The sequence below is a fragment of the Halalkalicoccus paucihalophilus genome (genome assembly GCF_001593955.1).
GTDB classification, from domain to species: Archaea; Halobacteriota; Halobacteria; order Halobacteriales; family Halalkalicoccaceae; genus Halalkalicoccus; species Halalkalicoccus paucihalophilus.
Window position 1 is genome coordinate 57,079 of record NZ_LTAZ01000016.1, and the last position, 17,856, is coordinate 74,934.

A 17,856-nucleotide genomic window follows, 5' to 3' on the forward strand; every position below is an offset into this window, starting at 1 on the left:
ACGGTTTTGGTTTGAGTAGTAGTGTAATAAAACTACCACTATCTAGGAGGGGATCGCGGATCCCCTCCAGTTGTTCGAGAGGTTTTACTGGCAATAGTGGAGTGTGAGTGGCATATAAGTGACCGATTTACTGGCAATACTGGTCCTATCGGTAGAATAGTGGTGATACTGGTGCCTATGGTTTTATTAGATACTCTCTCATGGGTCGGTTTACTCGGGAATCGTTCATCATCCAGAACAAAGACGTCCTCCGTGACGACTATCAACCCGAAAGTCTAGAGGAGAGAGACGAGGAACTCGACGAATACGCAGCCGCACTTCGACCTGTCATCCAGGGCTGGCAACCGAGCAACGTCTTTCTCTATGGCGTTACGGGTGTCGGGAAAACCGCTGCAACCCACAACCTGCTGAAAGAGCTGCGAATGTCTGCCGAGCAATACGATGACGTCAATCTCGAGGTTATTGAACTCAACTGTACTGGTTTTGACATCCTCCCCGCCCTAAAGGGCGAGGATTCCCCGAAGGGGAGTTCAAGGTTGCGCGTTTCCTCGGTAGTCAAATTCCCTTTCAGGAGCCACCTCAACGGTCGCCGTCCAATTATCACCAAGAACGTGCTTTTCAGCGCGTATAGCCCTGTCAAAGGGGCCTTCCTCGGTCACGTCCTGACCCATCTCGCTCTCGGGGTCGTGATCGTATCGGACCACTTCTCGCCACTTATCGTTGATCCAGTACTCGAGTTGTACCACAAAGCGCTCGACGCGGCCACGCTCGGTTGTGAGGCCTATACGGATTTGTAGCGGCCCTTCGAGTGGAGTCTCGTGTATGCGGTCGTAGTCACGTGGTGGGCCGGCAGGCATGAGTTATTACCTATTCAGTCGCGCCGCCATGGTGGTAATAGAATCAATTAGTAGCGATGCCTGTTCGGTAGCCTTGTGCAACACTGACCCGATTAGAAATGCGTTTGTTGCACAAGGTAAGGGAAAAGAGAGGCGCTACTCCTCGAGCATGTTGATCCGGCCGTGAACCCAACCCTTGCCCTGTCGGCAGATCACGGCCTTTTGGAACTGGTGAGTGATAGGATGCGCCCCTTCAGGGCACATAGCAGGGCCCATTTTGATCCGGACGTCCTGAGTGCGACCGAACGTCGCGCAGCGATCGTCTGATTACACTTTCTCGAGACCTGCGACCGAACTACCTCGAAGTCTGTACTGCCCTCAAGTTTGGTGCGGAATATTCCCGTGAACGAAGAACAATTCCGGCCCTATAGCAAGGCTGTCCGCCGAGTGATCAAACTCGTCGACGAGACCGATCTGAAGACGGAACTTGAAATAGACCGCATCATGAGAAGTTAGGCCACCTATCGGTGCGCCAGCAAACGCAAAGTAGATAGTCTGAAACGTCTGATTACGTCGATTTCTCATAGAAATCATTAAGCCATCAGCACACCATGAGGTAGTACTGAACATTCACTCTGGTGAGATGTATCAGGAATAATCATGATAACGTCAAACGTGACTGACAGTGTGCGATATAGCGAGAAGAGTACTAGGGAGGGATGGCGATGATTAGCGAATCCCTCAGTTATCTCAGAGAAAGCGAAGACCTCTGGAGAACAGTGATTATTGGTGGAATCCTCTCACTGTTCGGATTCCTGATCGTCCCCCTGTTCGCGATCGCAGGCTATCTTGTTCGTGTTCTTGACCGGACTGCGAGTGGGAACGATGAAGCGCCCGGCTTTGAGGACTGGAGCGAGCTGATCGTTGAGGGTGCGAAGGCAAGCGCAATCGCGTTCATCTACGCGTTCGTCCCCGTAGTCGTTCTGATCGCGTTCGCCCTGAGTGCCGGTCTGCTCGGGTCGACCGGCAGCGACATCCTCGGAACGATCGGCGGGCTTGGCATCTTCGTGGGGATGGTGCTCTGGCTCGGATTGAGCCTACTCGCGGCATACGCTATTCCCGCAGCACTGGCGAACTTCGCGGAGAAGCGGACCCTAGTGTCTGGATTCGAGGTCGGGACCATGCGTCGCGTGCTGATGGACAAAACCTACGCTACCGGCTGGCTGATGGCATTCCTTGTCATCATCGGTGGGAGCATTGTCTCTAGCCTGCTTAACGTGATTCCGATCCTCGGCTTCATCGCTGGTGCGTTCGTCGGTTTCTACACCATCGTAGCAGCCTACTATATCATCGGCCACACCTGGGCTGACATTGAGCAAATTCCCGTTCGGGAACGTCCCGAACCAAAGGAACAAGCCCAGATCTAACTCGATCTCGTCTTTTCTATGTGGTTGTGCCGGAATTCGGTTGAAGCGTTTTCTCCCGAAAAACACATACTGCGGAGATCGGTTCATTCGTCTCTTCTATCACTACCAACAATTAATATCGATTCAATGAGTTTGCTCGCTCCCCGTCGAAGGCGTTCCGAGAGTGCCTGATGTGAGATTCTTGGTCGCCGCCGTCATTCTCGAGCCCGGCGTCTGACATCGGTTCCTGGAATCGATCCCGTGCTATCGTTCGAATCTCCGTTGGTACTCTTTGAGGTGTTCGGTCAAACGGTCTTTCTTGCTGTCTCGGTAGCTATCGATAGACAGTCTGTTTCCTCGTTAAGAGATCGTGACTGTTCAATTAGCCGAATATTTTTCCTTGTCTATCGATAGTTAGACTCATGAACGGATCCGCCCCCTCACTCTCGACCATCCTTGAGGGAGTCGATCAGCTTGGCCCACCTGGGACGCCACTCACAACCGCGGAAGTCGCCGCCAAATTTGAGTGTACAGATCGGACGATCTACAACAGGTTAGACACGCTCGTCGAGATTGGAGTCCTCGAAACCAAGCAGGTCGGTGCTCAGGGGCGCGTGTGGTGGCGACCTCTCAATGAGTATGATTCTACGGCTACTGATGAATCGGAGCAGAAGACTCCTGTTGCCGATAGCAATGGCTCTACTGAACCAAGAGCTCGACTCTGTGAACGCGGGAGGGACCTTGCAGTTGAACTCGCTACAACGAAGCAATTGCAAGAGATCAGCACTAGATTGATACAGAAGGATGATATCGACACCCTCTATGAAGAGATTCTTGATGCCGTCGTCACCATCATGCACGCTGACTTCGCGCGGCTCCAGTTGCGCGATCCCGACCAGGGCGACCTCAAGCTCTTAGCTGACTCGGGATTCGACGAAACCACAGCATTGTGGGACCGAGTCGATTCCGACTCGAACGGACCGTGTAGCGTGGCATTGGAAACTGCCCAGCGAGTTATCGTCTCAGACGCCAAAACCTGCGAGTTTATGGCCGACACGGAGGATCAAGAAACACTTCTTGAAACCGGTATCCGTGCTATTCAGAGCACGCCGCTCGTCTCGCGCAGTGGAGATGTCATTGGAATGCTGTCGACACACTGGAAAGAGCCTCACGAACCGTCTGAGCGTGATCTCCGCTCACTGGATGTACTGGCGCGCCAAGCTACCGACCTCATTAACCAGCAGCAGGTGAAAGAAGACCTCCGCAAAAACCGGGAGCTGGTAGCAGGACAAAAGCACGTCCTCGAGAAACTCGCGAAAGGAGCCAGCTTAGACGAGGTGTTGACCACACTCATCGACGTGATTGAAGCGTACACCGGGGGAATGTATGGGACATTTCTTATTTCTCAACTCGGTGAAGAGCGATTTAAAACGGTAATCGGACCGAATCTACCGGAGTCGTATACAAGTGCATTGGAAGGAGCCTCCATGTCCCCCCCGTATCTGGGCCCGTGCGGCAAAGCAGCACATCTAGGCCAGACCGTGATTTGTGATGACCTCGAAACCGACACACGCTGGGCGTCAGAGTGGCGTGAGTTGGCGCTGTCACACGATTTGTATGGTTGTTATTCGACGCCAATTATTGGTCCTGATGACGAAGTTCTTGGGTCGTTTGGTCTCTATTCGACCCAATCCGGTGATGTGATTCCTGATCAAAAGGTCCGAGAGGCAGCCTCCAATATCGCTGGAATCGCTATCAACCGCAAACGAACCGAGGAGGCGCTCCGTGAGAGCGAGGAAAGTTACCGAGAACTGTTCGAGTCGATGACCGAGGGCTTTTGCGTGATCGAGAAGATCGAGACCAATCCAGACGAACCACTCGACTTCCGATACGTGAAAGCAAATCCCGCCTTTGCAGAACAATCAGGTCTCGATGATGTGGTCGGACAGACCATGCGAGAGATCATCCCTGAGGAGGCTTCTGAGTGGATCGAGGTTTATGATACTGTCGTGCAGACCGGGGACGCAAACCGATTCGAGCGCGAACTCATAGCAGAAGAGCGCACACTGGAACTGTACGCGTTTCCGGTTGGCGATAAGGCCAGCGAGCAAGTTGGCGTGATATTTCAGGATATCACCGAGCGTAGACGAATGGAAGAGCAGGTTCGTGAGTCGGAAGAGAAATACCGCACGCTATTCGAATCAGTCGATCAAGGCTTTTGTATCATCGAGATGCTGTTCGATGAGGACGACGAGCCCGTCGATTTCCGGTTTCTGGAAACCAATCCAGCGTTCGAAGACCATACTGGATTGACGGACGCCGAGGGGAACCGAATGCGTGAACTAGAACCGGAACACGAACAACACTGGTTCGACATCTACGGTGAGATCGTTGAGACGGGCGAATCAAAGCGATTCGAACAGGAAGCCCAGGCACTCAAGGATAGATGGTACGCGGTCAACGCATTCCCACATGGCAGCGAAGACAGCCACCAAGTTGCGATCCTCTTCGAGGATATTACCGAGCGCAAGCAGCGCGAGGAACGCGGGCGATTCCGCACGAAGCTGACCGATACGCTGCACTCGATTTCTGACCCAGTCGAGATTCAGGCAGAGGCCGCTCGTGTCATTGGAGAGCATCTCAACGCCGACCGAGCGAATTATTGCGAAGTTCTCACCGAGGACGGCCAGGTGATGGTCCATAGCGAATATCGCCACGGCGACGTTCCGCCCGCTACCGGCGAGCATCACTTTGACGACTTCGGCCAGCACATCTTGGAGACACTTCAAGCGGGTGATTCCGTAGTGGTAGACGACCTAACGACCAATCCGGCGTTCAGCGAGCAACAACGTACCACATATGAGGAATTCGACATTCGATCGTTGGTGGCCGTACCACTACTCAAAAAGGGCCACTGCACAGCGTACGTGGTTATCAACCAGACGACGCCGCGAGAGTGGACCGACAACGAGATAGCGCTCGTCGAAGAGACCGCCGAGCGCACGTGGAACGCGGTCGAACGCGCCCACGCCGAGCAGGCGCTCAAACAGGCTAATGAGGGCCTCGAACGTCTCACTACCGGTAGTCGCGATCTAATGGATGCGAGTACACAGACCATCACGGACCGAGCAGCCGAACTTACACGGACCGTCCTTGATGTTGAGTACACAGCTCTCTGGGAGTACGACGAAACCACCGGCGAATTCTCCGAGCACATCCACGACACTGCTCCAGGAACGAACCTCGACATAAGTCGACTTTCTGAGGAGCTCTCTGAACGAGTTTGGCACGCCTTCATCAACAACCAAACCGTCGTCGAAAACGATCTCTCGATTCTCGAAAACGAACGTGAACACGATGGGGAACGCGCAGTGAGGACGTCACCACTCCAGAGTTACACACTGATCCCGCTCGGCAGACACGGCGTCGTCTGTGCGGGCGCCACTCACACAAAGGCGTTCGACGAACAAATGGTCGATCTCACGACCATGCTCGGCGCGACCCTCGAAACGGCGTGGGATCGAGCGTCGGGCGAGCAACAACTGGCACGACAGAACGAGGAGCTAGCGCGTCTCGATCGCCTCAACGGCCTCATCCGGGAGATCGACAAAGCGCTGGTAGAGGCCGACAGTCTCGGGGAGATCGACCGGGCCGTCTGCGATCGGCTGGCAGCCTCCGATCAGTATGAATTCGTTTGGATCGGCGAACGCGATCCGACGACGGAGACGATTACGCCGCGCGAGTGGGCAGGGGTCGATAGCAGTTACATGGATGAACTCACGATCTCGACTGACGAGACAGCGCTCGGTCGAAATCCCATCGTCGCCGCGGCAGACACATACGACATGCAGGTTGTTTCCGATATCGCTACTGAGACCCGGTTTGAACCCTTGCGTGAGGCGACTCTCGAACAGGGTGCACGCTCGTGTATCAGCGTTCCACTGGTGTACGAAGAGTCGTTGTACGGTGTCCTTTCGATTTATGCCGGTCATCCCCAATCTGACGAGCGGGACCACGCTGTGTTAGCGGAGCTCGGCCACACAATTGCTCATGCTATTAACGCGGTCGAGACCCGAGAGACACGCCACACCGACCGTGTCGTTGAACTCACACTCCAGTGTCACGGACAGACCACACCGCTGTGCCAGCTTGCACGAAAAGCGGGCTGTACAATCGAGTTCGAGGGACTTGTTTATCGATCGGACGGTGAACCGGACGTCTTCTTCACTACGAGTGGCGTCTCGTCAGAGAATCTTATTGCGGCGAGCGAGCAGGTGACTGCGATTACAGAACTACGCTGTCTCTCCGATCAGGCTCCTGAGAGTGAGACTCTGTTTCGAGCACGGGTGTCCGAACCAACACTCGCGTCTCTGATTATCGAGCAAGATGCAGTCGTGCGTACGCTCACAATCGAGGATGGGACGGTAACAGCGATTGTTGATGTTTCGCATACAGCGAATGTTCGTGTGTTCATCGAACGACTGCAAGATGATGCATCAGGTCTAGAGTTACTCTCCCGGCAAACCCGAACTCGAGCCCTCAAGACCCAAAGCACGTTTCAGTCGATCTGTAAAGAGCGCCTAACAGCCAAGCAACTGGCCGCACTCAAAACAGCGTACTTCAGTGGATTCTTTGAATCTCCTCGTATGAGTACAGGCCAGGAGGTTGCTGCATCGCTGGACGTATCGCAACCAACATTTACAGCTCATCTTCGGGCTGCAGAACGGGAGGTGTGTACCCTCCTTTTTGCCGCACAAGAGATACCTGCGAACTCATAGTCAAATGTTCTACAGGGCCGTACAGGCTCAGTATTGAAATCGATTAGGGCTCAGTTGGCCTATGTTAGGGTTAAGAAATATGTACATTCGCGTCTACAGCCTCACTAGTGACTGAGAGTCATTAAAGGACAAACTGGATGATAACACTGTTCATCCACTCTCATAGTCACCAAAACGGCAGGGAAAGGAAGTGAGAGTGCCTCTGACAGCCTCTGACCGACACCATCCGCCACAAGTGGAGCAAGCGCGGTCCATTGCTTGAGTCCCTCTTGTGGGACCGTTCATGTAGACGGTCCAACTGGTGTAGGGAGACGCTAGTGTATAGCTCATTCTATATTTCATCCAATCACTAGTTAGTAAAGTACTAGCAAATCAACAATAGATTTCAATACGTAAACACCTCATCCTACTTCCTAGGCGCATACGCGCTTCGGTCCTTGAGGTAGGACTTTACTGTGGACTCTCGGTAAGTAGTCGCTTAGCCTACTGGCAGATCCCAGCCTCGCCGGTGTCGAAGCTCTGGAGATCGCCCTTCACGAAGCAATATTCCTCCCACTGCTCGCGATCGGACGGTGGACGACCATCACCTGATGAGTGAGTGTGCTCCTCGAAGACTGTCCCGATTCAGTCCTGCAAATGAGCGAGTTCAAATACCATGATCTCCAGATCAGGGGCGTCCTCGTACCGACAGACCCACGTTGGACCTAGGGGAACGCCATTCCGGGCGGCTGATTGAAAGAGCCGACATAGTTCACGGTCTACTTCTTCCGTGCTCTGCACGTCATAGGGAGTCTCGATACAAAGACTACGCTCTATTATCCGAAAAAGTACAAGCCTGGTATGCCATCTCTTGGTGGAGATTAAGCCAGTTGGTTCTGTTGAAATCCTTCAGGGTTGACAGTAAGAAGTGATCTCTTCGTATCGGATTTCATGGATCCGATGCGAAACTAGCCTCTCAGCAAATCGCACGACTGCGAGAGGGTTTCAACAGAGCCAGCCAGTCATACTTATCTTTGACACGTTTGCCAAGACAGGAGCATACCAAGGGACGAGATTATACCTGTTTATCCCCTTTACACAAAAGCAAGGATTGGACCACCTTGCAGCTATGAGCGTCTGAGTTCAGCGGGGACTCAAATATAGTTGTCAGAGGCTATGGATTCCAGGAGAATGGGCTTCAGGGTGATGTCAGAGGCGTCCTGAGTCCCCCTTTCCTATTAGTGCTTTTATGCCAGGAGAGGCGTCTGTTAGCACCGAGATATACTGATTCAACACGTTGCCATCCCCGTTGTCGACCAGATGCCGAGTGGGGCTGTGACCGCAGACGAGTAGGCTATCGGTGAGGTGACCTGCGGGATCAAGACAGGTCGTGACCCCCTCTATTGATTCCAGCATGGTCTGTCAGGCATAATCACCATGAAGGTGTGGCGGTATATTCTGTATCTGCGCTACAGCAAGAGGGCTCGATTGCCCATGCGATCATTTGCTCGATGCGCATGCCTCTGACACAATGAACCTGAACAACCACTCACCATTCGATCGTCGACACACAAAGCGAGGTAGAGATGAGTAGCAACATCGACGCGGTTGTGCCCTGCGATACCGATGTCTTTGGCGGGACAACAGCCCATACGGCTGTCTTCAAGACACTCGCATCGCGATCATGCCGCTATGTCATCTACTATTTCTTAGCGACATCTGATTCCAGTAGCTCGATTGAGGACGTAGTTGCAGGAATTCAAACGCTTGCAAGCCAGGAGAGTAAACAATCAGCAGTAGTTGAGAATAACCAGCTCAAATCACTCTTGATGGAGGAATCCCTCCCGCAACTCGAGGGACTTGATGTCATCGAATACGATTCACGAAGCGGGTGTGTTCGATATCACCAGCAGCCCTTTATTGAAGAGTACGCCGAACATGCGGCGTATCAAGAGTTGTCGGCGGATTTCGTTCGAGACGCTCTCTAGAAGTCAGCCAGAAGAATCACTGCTGACTCACTGTAACCTCCCGTTCTATCACTACCGTGCCTACAGCAGGGATTTGTTGCGCATCGAGAGAGATATCGACATTGAAGTCGACCCAGTAACCGGACACAGCCATTTCGTACGCATATCGTTGCTGTGCACTGCTGTTTCTCTGATTGCCACTGGATGTGAACGCCTGAGGATTCACCTGGTGTCGGTCCAGAGTCTCTGTTGCTCCACTCATCCCATTAGATGAGTGTCTGAAAGAAGTCGAGCTGTCAGAGGCACCGCTTCGCGCTGGGAGATGGTATCTTTGATGAGAGCGGCCATCTCCCCCCGCACAGGCCAGAGACGCTCTCCTCTGTTTAAATGGAGTGTCAGAGGCACCCCGTGAGAGCGTGTAGCCTCCCGCTCTTGATCTGTGTCTGCTGTGGAAGGCAGACATGTATTCGATGTGGCGAGAGTACTATGGTAATTGGCCCTTACACATCATGATTTAACCGGCTAACCCACTATATATACTATCGGCGAGTACGGTGATATCCCTCAATCAGTAACGTATTCCTGACTAGCGTCGCAATTGCCCGTCGTAAGCGTTCGGTCACCGCTTGATCAGAAATTTCAAACCGCTCGCTCAGATCCGATGTATTTGCCTCCCGTGGGATATCACAGTACCCTCTCGAACAGCCATCGCTAACGTTTCCTACTGGGCTTCGGTCAAACCGTAGAACGTCGTTTGATCATCACTTCGAAGATTCCTCACACTAGAAACGTCATTGGTATCGTCATACCCATTGATGGTATTGCTGTTGTCTGCTGAAATCCGTAAGAGAGATTGTGAGAGTCTTTGATGAATAATCTCACTATTTATTGCTATATGGCAATCCCTCAACAAGAGACTTAACCAGCAGCCACCTATGTTCAGATGATGTCCGCACTCCAACCACGCTCATCCAAGAAGCAGCTAGAGGCAGAAGAAAAGCCTACCCTCTTCTGTCCAAGGTGCGATCATCAGGATCATTGCCTGGGCGATTGGACATCAACTCACAAGGGGGACAAACTCGTCATCTCCTGTCCGTACTGTTCAACCGTACTTACGACAAGATACTGTTCACGTACCCCCTAACCAGATTCTCGCTTCGATCTTACAGACCCGTTTGACTAAGATCGGATTCCTGTGAGAAAGCGATCGCCAGCGCAATCATCCCGATGAGCAACTCGCTAGTCGAGATCAGTACCTGAAGGCCGTTATGCCAGTTACATCCTCGTGTTTGTGTGTGGTACGAATTCTCACACAAGATGCAGATATCCTTCCTCAGGCATATCTATCTCTCTCACATCGCGGTATTGGTACGATATCTCTTTGACGTCGTCCTGCTACAATCCACTCCGAGCCAAGTGCGAAACCCGTACAGACGATCTCGAAGAGTAGGGCTGAAACCTCTTCGGTTCCGATAGCAGGGCCGGATCTTCCCTATGCGGGGGATTTCACGTCCTTTAGGGCGTGCGAGGATGTCAATGGAAGTTCTTCGTTCTTCTTGCGTCCTCAAACGTCCATGTGACGAGCTTTCATTGACGAATTTGTACTCGAATTACACTTACAGCGTATTAGCTGATAGATTGATTCAATAGATAGTACATACTTCCAATATTTTTCTGAATAGAAACAATTATTTAAACCGATTCTCTCATCGGCTGTAGGGGCCTTTAGCTCAGTCTGGTGAGAGCGCTCGGCTCATAACCGAGTGGTCACCGGTTCAAATCCGGTACGGCCCATAGGACTGATAGTAATGGGGAGGGAAATAATCGCACGGATATGGTTATTTCTGGCCCGATTTTGAGCCTCCCAGGATGGTTTGTATACCACATTTTTCTATACTTTCCAATAGCAGAAACTCGACGTTGTACAAGGTGTGGTCCTCCTGTGACTGGCGCCCATTTTGGCCCGATGCTTCGTGTCGCTCTCAGATTTCGTCATCTGAGGACCAACGAACGATAACGAGAGGAAATTCAGACCAGCCGGGCCATGCTGTGTCAGAGGCACTCCCGGGTAGGAGTCGGCCCGACTGGCCCCATCCGATTGTCAGAGGCACCTGCAAGGTGTGGGCACACCCTCAGGGTGAGTGGCCTGCCTTCGCGGCAGACGACTCTAATTACCAATGCTATATGCATAATAGTTGACTTGGTGAGCCATGATTTAGTCTCACCAGCCCTAATTCGCGTGTTTCTCCGCTCGAATACATTCACTCACAGCTTCTCACCCATGAGTGCATTCCGGGTGAGCGTTGCAATCGCCCGGCGCAATCGTTCCGTCACCGCCTGATCGGAAATCCCCAGCTGCTCAGCCAACTCCTCAGTGTTAGACTCACGGGGAATATCATAGTATCCTTTACGAACGGCTAAGATGAGTGCTTCTTGTTGAGGTTGCGTGATCCCAAACGCTTGGTCGGAGTGGTGCTCTCGAGGATTATAGATTCGGAGTACCTCGATACTGATCCGACTGTCTTCACAATGTTTGTGGAATGCTGAGAGTGAGCGGTGAGTCCGAAAGCGCAACGTGAACTGCCACGTCTCTGCTGAGCCACTCGCAGACATGAGATGGATGTTCTCGTCGCGAAAGTAGCGAAACAGGTGATCGTAGTCGAGCGCCCACTCGATCGCGTAGAGTGACCGATCACTTAAACTCTCAATTCGCTCAACTGCACTGACTGTTGGATGAGCATCGATACTGCTTTTGAGCGACTCATGGGCGTTATTCGTGATCCAGACAAACAGAGCCGTCGATCCTGGAAGCGGGACAAGTGATTCGAGTTCGATGCGTGTCGCTTCTGGGAGGGTTGAAAATACTCGCCCCCATTCGAACTCACCTGCAGTAACCTCCACTTCAACAAGAACGCTCATCGCATCATCTAATACCCATTTCTCTTATTGTAATTAAATTATTAGTATGGTAAAGCATGATTTTTATGATATTTCTTGGAGCGGCAATTCTTAGGAGGGGAGTTCACAAAAGAGTAGCCCTGGCGCTAGGAGGGCTCGTTGGGACCCGCGGTTGAAATTAGTATGACTAGTCAGGGCCGTTTAAATAGGCCCGCAGATTTTTTATATAGGATCGTAGTGATGCGGTTTGACAGGCCAGTGGTGAGAGCGATGATGTTTCATATTATGGAGTGCCTCTGACAGGGTCGCTCTCTTCTGTGGATACGTACTATTGTTATTTAACTGTTATGTAATACTAGTTAACAATAGCCAGATGAATAAAATAACTGAGGCGTGCACAGTGGTAGTCCTTGCGTCAGTTATGCGTCATCTGTACGTCAGACGTATGGCTGACTTATATATGTTACTCAAGCAAAAAATACAAATAAGTGACTGCTGTATTTTTCAGTGCCGCCATCAATTGTCAGAGGCACTCCACGGGAAAGGGATGGTCCCTGTGTTTCTTCTCATTGACGAGGTGCAGTTGGTGAGTCAGCCACTATTCTGCCATGGATGACTACCACAGTTGGAGTGACCGGTCCCCCTCTTCATTCTAGTCACACATACATGTACACCATCCAGAATTATTCTCAAGGGCAGTGGCGTATTTGCCGTGGTAGATCAGAGACAGTCAGTTGGTGCGAGCGTGCCATGGACTGCCCGATTTGGGGTCAGGCCTGCACACCGACCCCGATGCAGTCTCTCAGTCTCAATCATGACGCACGTTTTTATATTCGATTCGTCCATTACTTCGCCCTTGAAAACCTCTCCAAATCGGAGAGGTCAACCATGAACGGGAGGGGGTATGCGTGCAGCCGGGAATCATTCAGGCTGCAATAACTCGTAGAGCCTTAACCATATTAATTATTATGTCTCTATAGTGATTGAATATCAATCTACCTTGTGCAACATGTCTCTCTAATTATGACAACCGTTGCACAAGGCAATGAGAAAAACTGACTACTCTTCGAACATCTTGATCTGGCCGTGGACCCAGCCCTTACCCTGCCGGCAGATTACGGCCTCGCCAAGATCGAAATTCCGGAAGTCGCCCTTTGCGAACTGATATTCCTCTTTCTCCTCGCTCTCGTTGGGCGTACGACTGTCGCCTGAATTCCGGGTGTACTGTTCGAAGGACGTCCCGACAGTCTCGCGGAGAAAGTTGACGCTCTCCACGTCGGCCACTCGAAGCCTGATCACCGTGATCATGCCCGAGAGCAACGCGTGGGCGCGTTCTTTCCCGTACGTGTCCTCGAGCTGGGCGATCGACTGAAGCGAGAGAATCGCCTGGCAGTTGACGCCGCGGCCGACGTTGATCAGCTCACCGAGGCGCTTAATCGTCGTATCCAAGTGCTCGATCTCGTCGAGGAGGTAGTACGTCGACCGGTCGGGGTCGTCCATGCCGTGCATGATCGCTTGGTCGATTAGGTAGCGAAACACGGGCGCGATCGTGCCGGACTGTCGAGTCGGGTAATCGAGCACCAAGACCCGCCCGTCCGGATTCTCCATGTACTCGCGGATAGAGAACTCGCCCGATTCGGCGAAGTCACCCACAAAAAGATCCGTGATCTGCTGCTGAGCTGTTGCGAATACGGAGCCAGCCTGGCGTTCGGTATCGGGGTTGATCGCGCTCGCGGCGGCTGCGAGATCCTCGTGGCCATCCCGAGTAAGTTTCTCGTGCATTTTCTCCGGCGGTGTGCGTTGCCAGTAGCGCACGAGGTCGGCGCTATCCGGGTCTGTCACGTCGCGCCTGATGTATTTCAGCGTTGCTGCGAACAGTTGGCGAGCAGCGCCGGTCCAAAAATCACCTCCTTCGTCCGGGAACAGCCCACGGGCAAGTTCATCGGCGTCCTCTTCGGCTGCGATCTCCGCGAAGATATTCTATGCGATTGCGTCCTCGTTCTCGTCGGTCGAACCCTCGGATGAGAGCCGGATCATGGGTGTTTCGCGGTCACCAAGGAAGTCTTGATAATCGGTTTTGTGATCGTAGATGACGACCGGCTCATTTGGGTCGTTCTGGAGCTGATCGACGAAGTGTTTCAACGTCTCACTTTTCCCCGCGCCCGACGCACCGAGAGCGAGCAGCGAGCGACGGGGAATCCGCACGCCTTTGATGAACCGGTTGTCGATATCCTCGGCGTCTGCGCTCTTGAGCTTGATCGGGTGGACGAAATTTTCCTCGTCGGGCTCCGGGGCGGACGGGAATACTTTACGTTTCGCTGCGAAGGCCGACCCGGCCGCTCCCGCCGCGGCCACTGGGAGGAGGGATTCGACTGTCATGGATGCGGTCCCCTCCCCCTTTCAAGATCACGCTCGCGTCCGCGTTCCTGTTCCTGCTGCTGTTCGTTCTCGCGAGTCCGGTCGCGTCTGTACTCGAGATACGTCTCGTGTGCGTGCTCTCGCTCGCGCTTGATGTCGTCGGGGTACATTTCTAAGTCCTGCTTGTCGTTTGCGGTCATGGCGATATGGACGTCCTTGCCGTGCTCTTTGTCGTCGTGAACGGCGTAGACGTAATCGGCAGTCGGCCGGTCCTCGATCATCTCACTCATGTACTCGCGGGTGCCACGGTCGAGCTCCCCGTCGGAGAGGTCGTGGTCTCGAGGACTAATGATGATGTGCCGGTTCCGTTTCCCGTCGGCCTTCTCGTTGAACTGCTCGATCTCTTTCTTCGACATGGGGCGGCCGGTCCTGTCGCGGACCGTTTGCTGATCGTGCTGGAGGTAGTTCGTGAGTGCCTCCGTGCCTTCGTCGTCGGCATAACTCGTCTTGTAGATCGTGTCACGGTCGTCTCCGTGCATGATTAGATCAACTTGTCGGTGTCATCCACCTTCCCCGAGTCATCGCCGTCGTCGGTATCGTCCCTACTATTGTCGGTCATAAGGCCGTCGACGGGGTCGTGTTCGGCGAGTGGTTCGCGGAGCCGGTTACGCGACCATTTGAACTGTTCGTCGACCCATGCCTCAGGCGGTCTGTGCTGGCGCATGAGCAGCCGGAAGTTCACGAGGGGGTAAGTTCCCGGCTCTGGCGTGGAGATCGCGAAGGGCCCCGGTCGTTTCCTCAACGTCTCCGACTGAGTCGTCGATCCGGTCGATAGCGCGCTGGGTGATCTCCTCGAGGCGCTGTTCGACGTTGAGATCCTCGGCGAGTTGTTCCTCGGCGTCGAGTTGGCGCTGGCGTCGGATGAGCTGGAGACAGTAGGCACTCAAGGATTTATCTCGTTCTTCGGCTTCCCGTTTGAGCGCGTTTTGTTCACTTTCTGAGACGTAGAACGTGACCCGTTTGGTCCGTCCGCCGTCGTTGTCGTCGCTCATGTGTTTTCGTCCGTGGGGTATGCTGGTAGAGCTGTGTTTGTCTGTTTGGTGGGTGTTTTGGGTGTAAGGCAGGTTAAAACCTGATGTGGCCAAGGCCACATACCGCTGCCGTCGGCCGGTTTAGTCTACTGTGGTGCACAGTAAGACCACAGTGGTCAAGATCCTAGTAGTTTGGAATCATCTGAGTGGTCCGAAGCGTGGGCATATCCGGCTGGTCTGAGAACGAGGGCATACCAAATGTATAATATATACTATATTTTAGTCCGTCTTACCTTGTGCAACATCTCCCTTTCCAGCAGAGGCGATTGTTGCACAAGGAAGATGGCATAGAATGATCTTTATAGCATGGTTTCATGCCAACTGTTATCGAATTTGCTGATACGGAGAACGTGCGAATGTAACACGAATTAGAGAGAGTTCACTTCGTGGCATAGCGTTACTACAGAGAAAATAGTAGCCCAGTAGCTGATTCACTGATCGTGATCAAACTCATCGATTGGCTGGCCGACTTCAGACTGGGCCAGCTGTTCGGAGGCGCGGCGAAGCCGTTCAGATAGTGCCTGATGGGAGATTCCTACTTCATCGGCAAGCTCTTCGAGTGAGATCTGCCGTGGAATCGTGAAATAGCCGTGTTCAACGGCTGCTTTGAGCGCTTCTCGCTGTGGACCAGTAAGAAGTTCGGTACCCTTGGTGCCTGCGTTGAATTCGCGAACGCGCTTTACATCAGGTGTAATTCCGCTCTCTTTGAGGCGGTTGTGAAACCGGGTGAGGTGAGCATTGTCGGCAAACCGTATTCGGAGCTCCCATTGTCCGTTGAATCCTAATGCAGTCAATATCACGCCGTTTTCTTCCTGAACGAGATCTACCATCGACACTCGATCCTCTGTGACATTGATGCGGTACAAGAAGGGACCCTCTCGCAAGCCAATATACTCGAAACTGGCCACTGTTGGATCGGCGCGTAATGCAGTTTCAATTTCTCTTCGTGAGTACCCCCGAATCCAAACGTGCGGCCACTCCTGGTCGGTTTGCATTGTCACCGTGTTCTCCATTTTGAAGCGAATATCATCTAACTCCTCGAAAGTCTCCTCGAGTGCCGTTTCAGCTGCTTGAACGGTGATTGTGAGAAGAACAGTCATGGATTGTACTTGCAAATGCTGGGAGAACGAAAAGCGTTTTTGCGTTATTTGAGGTATGTGGATTTCAGTGAATTTACGCGAATTGTAGAGATACTAACGAACACGTCAATAGTGGAATAGTTGGTATCGTAGCTCCTCGAGTCAAGACTAAAGGATACCTGTTCGTAGAGTCCGATTACAAACCTAGAACAGAGTAGTACTGCATCAACTCGACACCAGTAATTAGCGGATAGTCCTGATGGTGATCCCGTAGAGATGGTATACCAACTAGAGACATTCTATGTCTACACTCCTCAGTAGAATAAGTAAGGGTTGAAGCACAGAGACACCTTACGTGACGGTAAGCGGGCGAACTCATCCAAGAGCGGGACTCAGGGTGATGTCAGAGGCGTCCTGCGTCCCTCCTCTTTTGGGCACTCTTACGCTCACTCGGAGCGTACGGTTCGTGTCCAAGCAATGTGAACCACCGGATAGGTGAGCATGTTAGGTCTGCACACGCAGGTCAGTTATTAATGATAATCAGTTCTGCTTATACTGAGAACATCGCAGTCACCTCTGACTAGAGAAACCTACGTATATTACTGCTCACGTTCAGCCTCAGAGAAGGCATCATTCTCGAGGACGGTATATGACTGTTCTTCACAACAGAACTCGTCACCGCCGACAGGGTGAATAGTCCCGTCCGACCAGACGCGAACGGGGGTATACGTACCGCACTGGTCGCACTCTGCTACTGCCTTTGTTTTCTCAGTCTCTACTTCCTGTCCTTCTTTCTCGGACATGGTCTCGATACGGAGTTGAGACCTATCCAAAATAACTCTACTGATGAACAGTGGCTATAACCGTCATCATGTGTACCCCTACGCTCGTCCAGCGGATTTCTTATCTGGCGACGATAATAGTTGCTTTGTGAACATTACTACCTGTTCTTTCAGTTCTATGTCTATATAATCACTCTTTTCAAGATTCAGATAGGGGTTAAGTTGGTCTTCGAGGTCGGTTCGACGAATCGTTCCTTGAGTTTGATTATACTCAATGATACCGTAGATACGATTCCCGAAGTGAGTGTGTTCGATATCATCAACAGTCCTTCGTCGAAGAGTATGCCGAACATGCGGCCTATCAAGAATTAGTGTCGGGTTTCGTACAGGATTCGCTGTAGCAGGAATGACAGTTATTGCACAAGGTCGCTAGCGTATCTTTTTCAAAAACGTCGCACGTCTCTTTTGCGAAAATCGCATCTGTAGGGCATAGTAGTGGTATTTAAATAACAGGATCCCGTACTAACTACTGCTTCGTTACCCTTTCCTGGGCGAGAGAGGGGGCAAGGTGTGTCAGAGGCACCTTTTCTGCAGGTTTCTCGCTGACCCCTCTCACGCAATAGTAACGCGATTACTCCTTATTAATGTTCTGCTCAATATCATGTTTAGTGTGAAATTCACA

General features: G+C 52.3%; 13 protein-coding genes and 1 tRNA gene. 4 read left to right on the forward strand and 10 right to left on the reverse strand.

Going from position 1 to position 17,856, the window contains the following annotated elements; translation table 11 throughout:
• Positions 1–530: 530 nt before the first annotated feature.
• Positions 531–857, reverse strand: a complete 327-nt coding sequence (locus HAPAU_RS23335) for a DUF7718 family protein (protein ID WP_449267243.1) — start codon at positions 855–857, stop codon at positions 531–533.
• A 704-nt stretch (positions 858–1,561) separates the two neighbouring features.
• On the opposite strand from HAPAU_RS23335, the gene HAPAU_RS17840 reads away from it, so the two are divergent.
• From HAPAU_RS17840 to HAPAU_RS17850, 3 genes are all read left to right on the forward strand, one after another.
• A complete protein-coding gene (locus tag HAPAU_RS17840) occupies positions 1,562–2,263 on the forward strand; it encodes a DUF4013 domain-containing protein (protein WP_066385436.1) in 702 nt (233 codons plus the stop codon).
• A 401-nt stretch (positions 2,264–2,664) separates the two neighbouring features.
• Positions 2,665–7,020 (forward strand): GAF domain-containing protein, encoded by a 4,356-nt coding sequence (locus tag HAPAU_RS20530; protein WP_084383885.1) that lies wholly within the window; start codon positions 2,665–2,667, stop codon positions 7,018–7,020.
• Between the two features lie 1,565 nt (positions 7,021–8,585).
• Entirely contained in the window at positions 8,586–8,987 is a 402-nt protein-coding gene (locus tag HAPAU_RS17850) for a DUF7344 domain-containing protein (protein WP_066385407.1), read from the forward strand.
• A gap of 518 nt (positions 8,988–9,505) precedes the next feature.
• On the opposite strand, the gene HAPAU_RS23135 is transcribed toward HAPAU_RS17850, so the two are convergent.
• Complete coding sequence (locus HAPAU_RS23135) at positions 9,506–9,649, reverse strand: helix-turn-helix domain-containing protein (RefSeq protein ID WP_394327300.1); 144 nt, start codon at positions 9,647–9,649, stop codon at positions 9,506–9,508.
• 1,036 nt (positions 9,650–10,685) lie between these two features.
• On the opposite strand from HAPAU_RS23135, the gene HAPAU_RS17855 reads away from it, so the two are divergent.
• Positions 10,686–10,760: transfer RNA gene (locus HAPAU_RS17855), tRNA-Ile, on the forward strand.
• Between the two features lie 471 nt (positions 10,761–11,231).
• Here the strand turns inward: HAPAU_RS17855 and HAPAU_RS17860 are convergent.
• The 8 genes from HAPAU_RS17860 to HAPAU_RS17890 all read right to left on the reverse strand — a co-directional run bounded on the left by HAPAU_RS17860 (position 11,232) and on the right by HAPAU_RS17890 (position 17,195).
• Positions 11,232–11,885, reverse strand: coding sequence for a helix-turn-helix domain-containing protein (locus HAPAU_RS17860; protein WP_066385409.1), 654 nt, complete (start codon positions 11,883–11,885; stop codon positions 11,232–11,234).
• 1,038 nt (positions 11,886–12,923) lie between these two features.
• Positions 12,924–13,841, reverse strand: coding sequence for a type IV secretory system conjugative DNA transfer family protein (locus HAPAU_RS20540; RefSeq protein ID WP_368085907.1), 918 nt, complete (start codon positions 13,839–13,841; stop codon positions 12,924–12,926).
• Between the two features lie 3 nt (positions 13,842–13,844).
• Positions 13,845–14,243, reverse strand: a complete 399-nt coding sequence (locus HAPAU_RS22595) for a helicase HerA domain-containing protein (protein WP_066385411.1) — start codon at positions 14,241–14,243, stop codon at positions 13,845–13,847.
• Positions 14,240–14,761: a relaxase/mobilization nuclease domain-containing protein gene (locus HAPAU_RS17875; RefSeq protein WP_066385413.1), complete on the reverse strand. Its 522-nt coding sequence runs from the start codon at positions 14,759–14,761 to the stop codon at positions 14,240–14,242. Before HAPAU_RS17875 ends, HAPAU_RS22595 begins: the two co-directional genes overlap by 4 nt.
• 2 nt (positions 14,762–14,763) lie before the next feature.
• Positions 14,764–14,946 carry a hypothetical protein gene (locus HAPAU_RS22600; RefSeq protein ID WP_245634231.1) on the reverse strand — a complete coding sequence of 61 codons (183 nt, stop codon included), beginning with the start codon at positions 14,944–14,946 and terminating at the stop codon, positions 14,764–14,766.
• Positions 14,924–15,274: a hypothetical protein gene (locus HAPAU_RS17880; RefSeq protein ID WP_245634232.1), complete on the reverse strand. Its 351-nt coding sequence runs from the start codon at positions 15,272–15,274 to the stop codon at positions 14,924–14,926. Before HAPAU_RS17880 ends, HAPAU_RS22600 begins: the two co-directional genes overlap by 23 nt.
• A gap of 470 nt (positions 15,275–15,744) precedes the next feature.
• Positions 15,745–16,413, reverse strand: coding sequence for a helix-turn-helix domain-containing protein (locus HAPAU_RS17885; RefSeq protein ID WP_066385415.1), 669 nt, complete (start codon positions 16,411–16,413; stop codon positions 15,745–15,747).
• A 578-nt stretch (positions 16,414–16,991) separates the two neighbouring features.
• Positions 16,992–17,195, reverse strand: a complete 204-nt coding sequence (locus tag HAPAU_RS17890; RefSeq protein WP_066385417.1) for a hypothetical protein — start codon at positions 17,193–17,195, stop codon at positions 16,992–16,994.
• Positions 17,196–17,856: the final 661 nt, after the last annotated feature.

What these genes read in the sequence shown, in the direction of transcription:
- HAPAU_RS23335 (WP_449267243.1), bottom strand. Translation starts at nt 857, where the DNA reads ATGCCTGCCGGCCCACCACGTGACTACGACCGCATACACGAGACTCCA.
- HAPAU_RS17840 (WP_066385436.1), top strand. Translation starts at nt 1,562, where the DNA reads ATGATTAGCGAATCCCTCAGTTATCTCAGAGAAAGCGAAGACCTCTGG.
- HAPAU_RS20530 (WP_084383885.1), top strand. Translation starts at nt 2,665, where the DNA reads ATGAACGGATCCGCCCCCTCACTCTCGACCATCCTTGAGGGAGTCGAT.
- HAPAU_RS17850 (WP_066385407.1), top strand. Translation starts at nt 8,586, where the DNA reads ATGAGTAGCAACATCGACGCGGTTGTGCCCTGCGATACCGATGTCTTT.
- HAPAU_RS17860 (WP_066385409.1), bottom strand. Translation starts at nt 11,885, where the DNA reads ATGAGCGTTCTTGTTGAAGTGGAGGTTACTGCAGGTGAGTTCGAATGG.
- HAPAU_RS22595 (WP_066385411.1), bottom strand. Translation starts at nt 14,243, where the DNA reads ATGACAGTCGAATCCCTCCTCCCAGTGGCCGCGGCGGGAGCGGCCGGG.
- HAPAU_RS17875 (WP_066385413.1), bottom strand. Translation starts at nt 14,761, where the DNA reads ATGCACGGAGACGACCGTGACACGATCTACAAGACGAGTTATGCCGAC.
- HAPAU_RS22600 (WP_245634231.1), bottom strand. Translation starts at nt 14,946, where the DNA reads ATGCGCCAGCACAGACCGCCTGAGGCATGGGTCGACGAACAGTTCAAA.
- HAPAU_RS17880 (WP_245634232.1), bottom strand. Translation starts at nt 15,274, where the DNA reads ATGAGCGACGACAACGACGGCGGACGGACCAAACGGGTCACGTTCTAC.
- HAPAU_RS17885 (WP_066385415.1), bottom strand. Translation starts at nt 16,413, where the DNA reads ATGACTGTTCTTCTCACAATCACCGTTCAAGCAGCTGAAACGGCACTC.
- HAPAU_RS17890 (WP_066385417.1), bottom strand. Translation starts at nt 17,195, where the DNA reads ATGTCCGAGAAAGAAGGACAGGAAGTAGAGACTGAGAAAACAAAGGCA.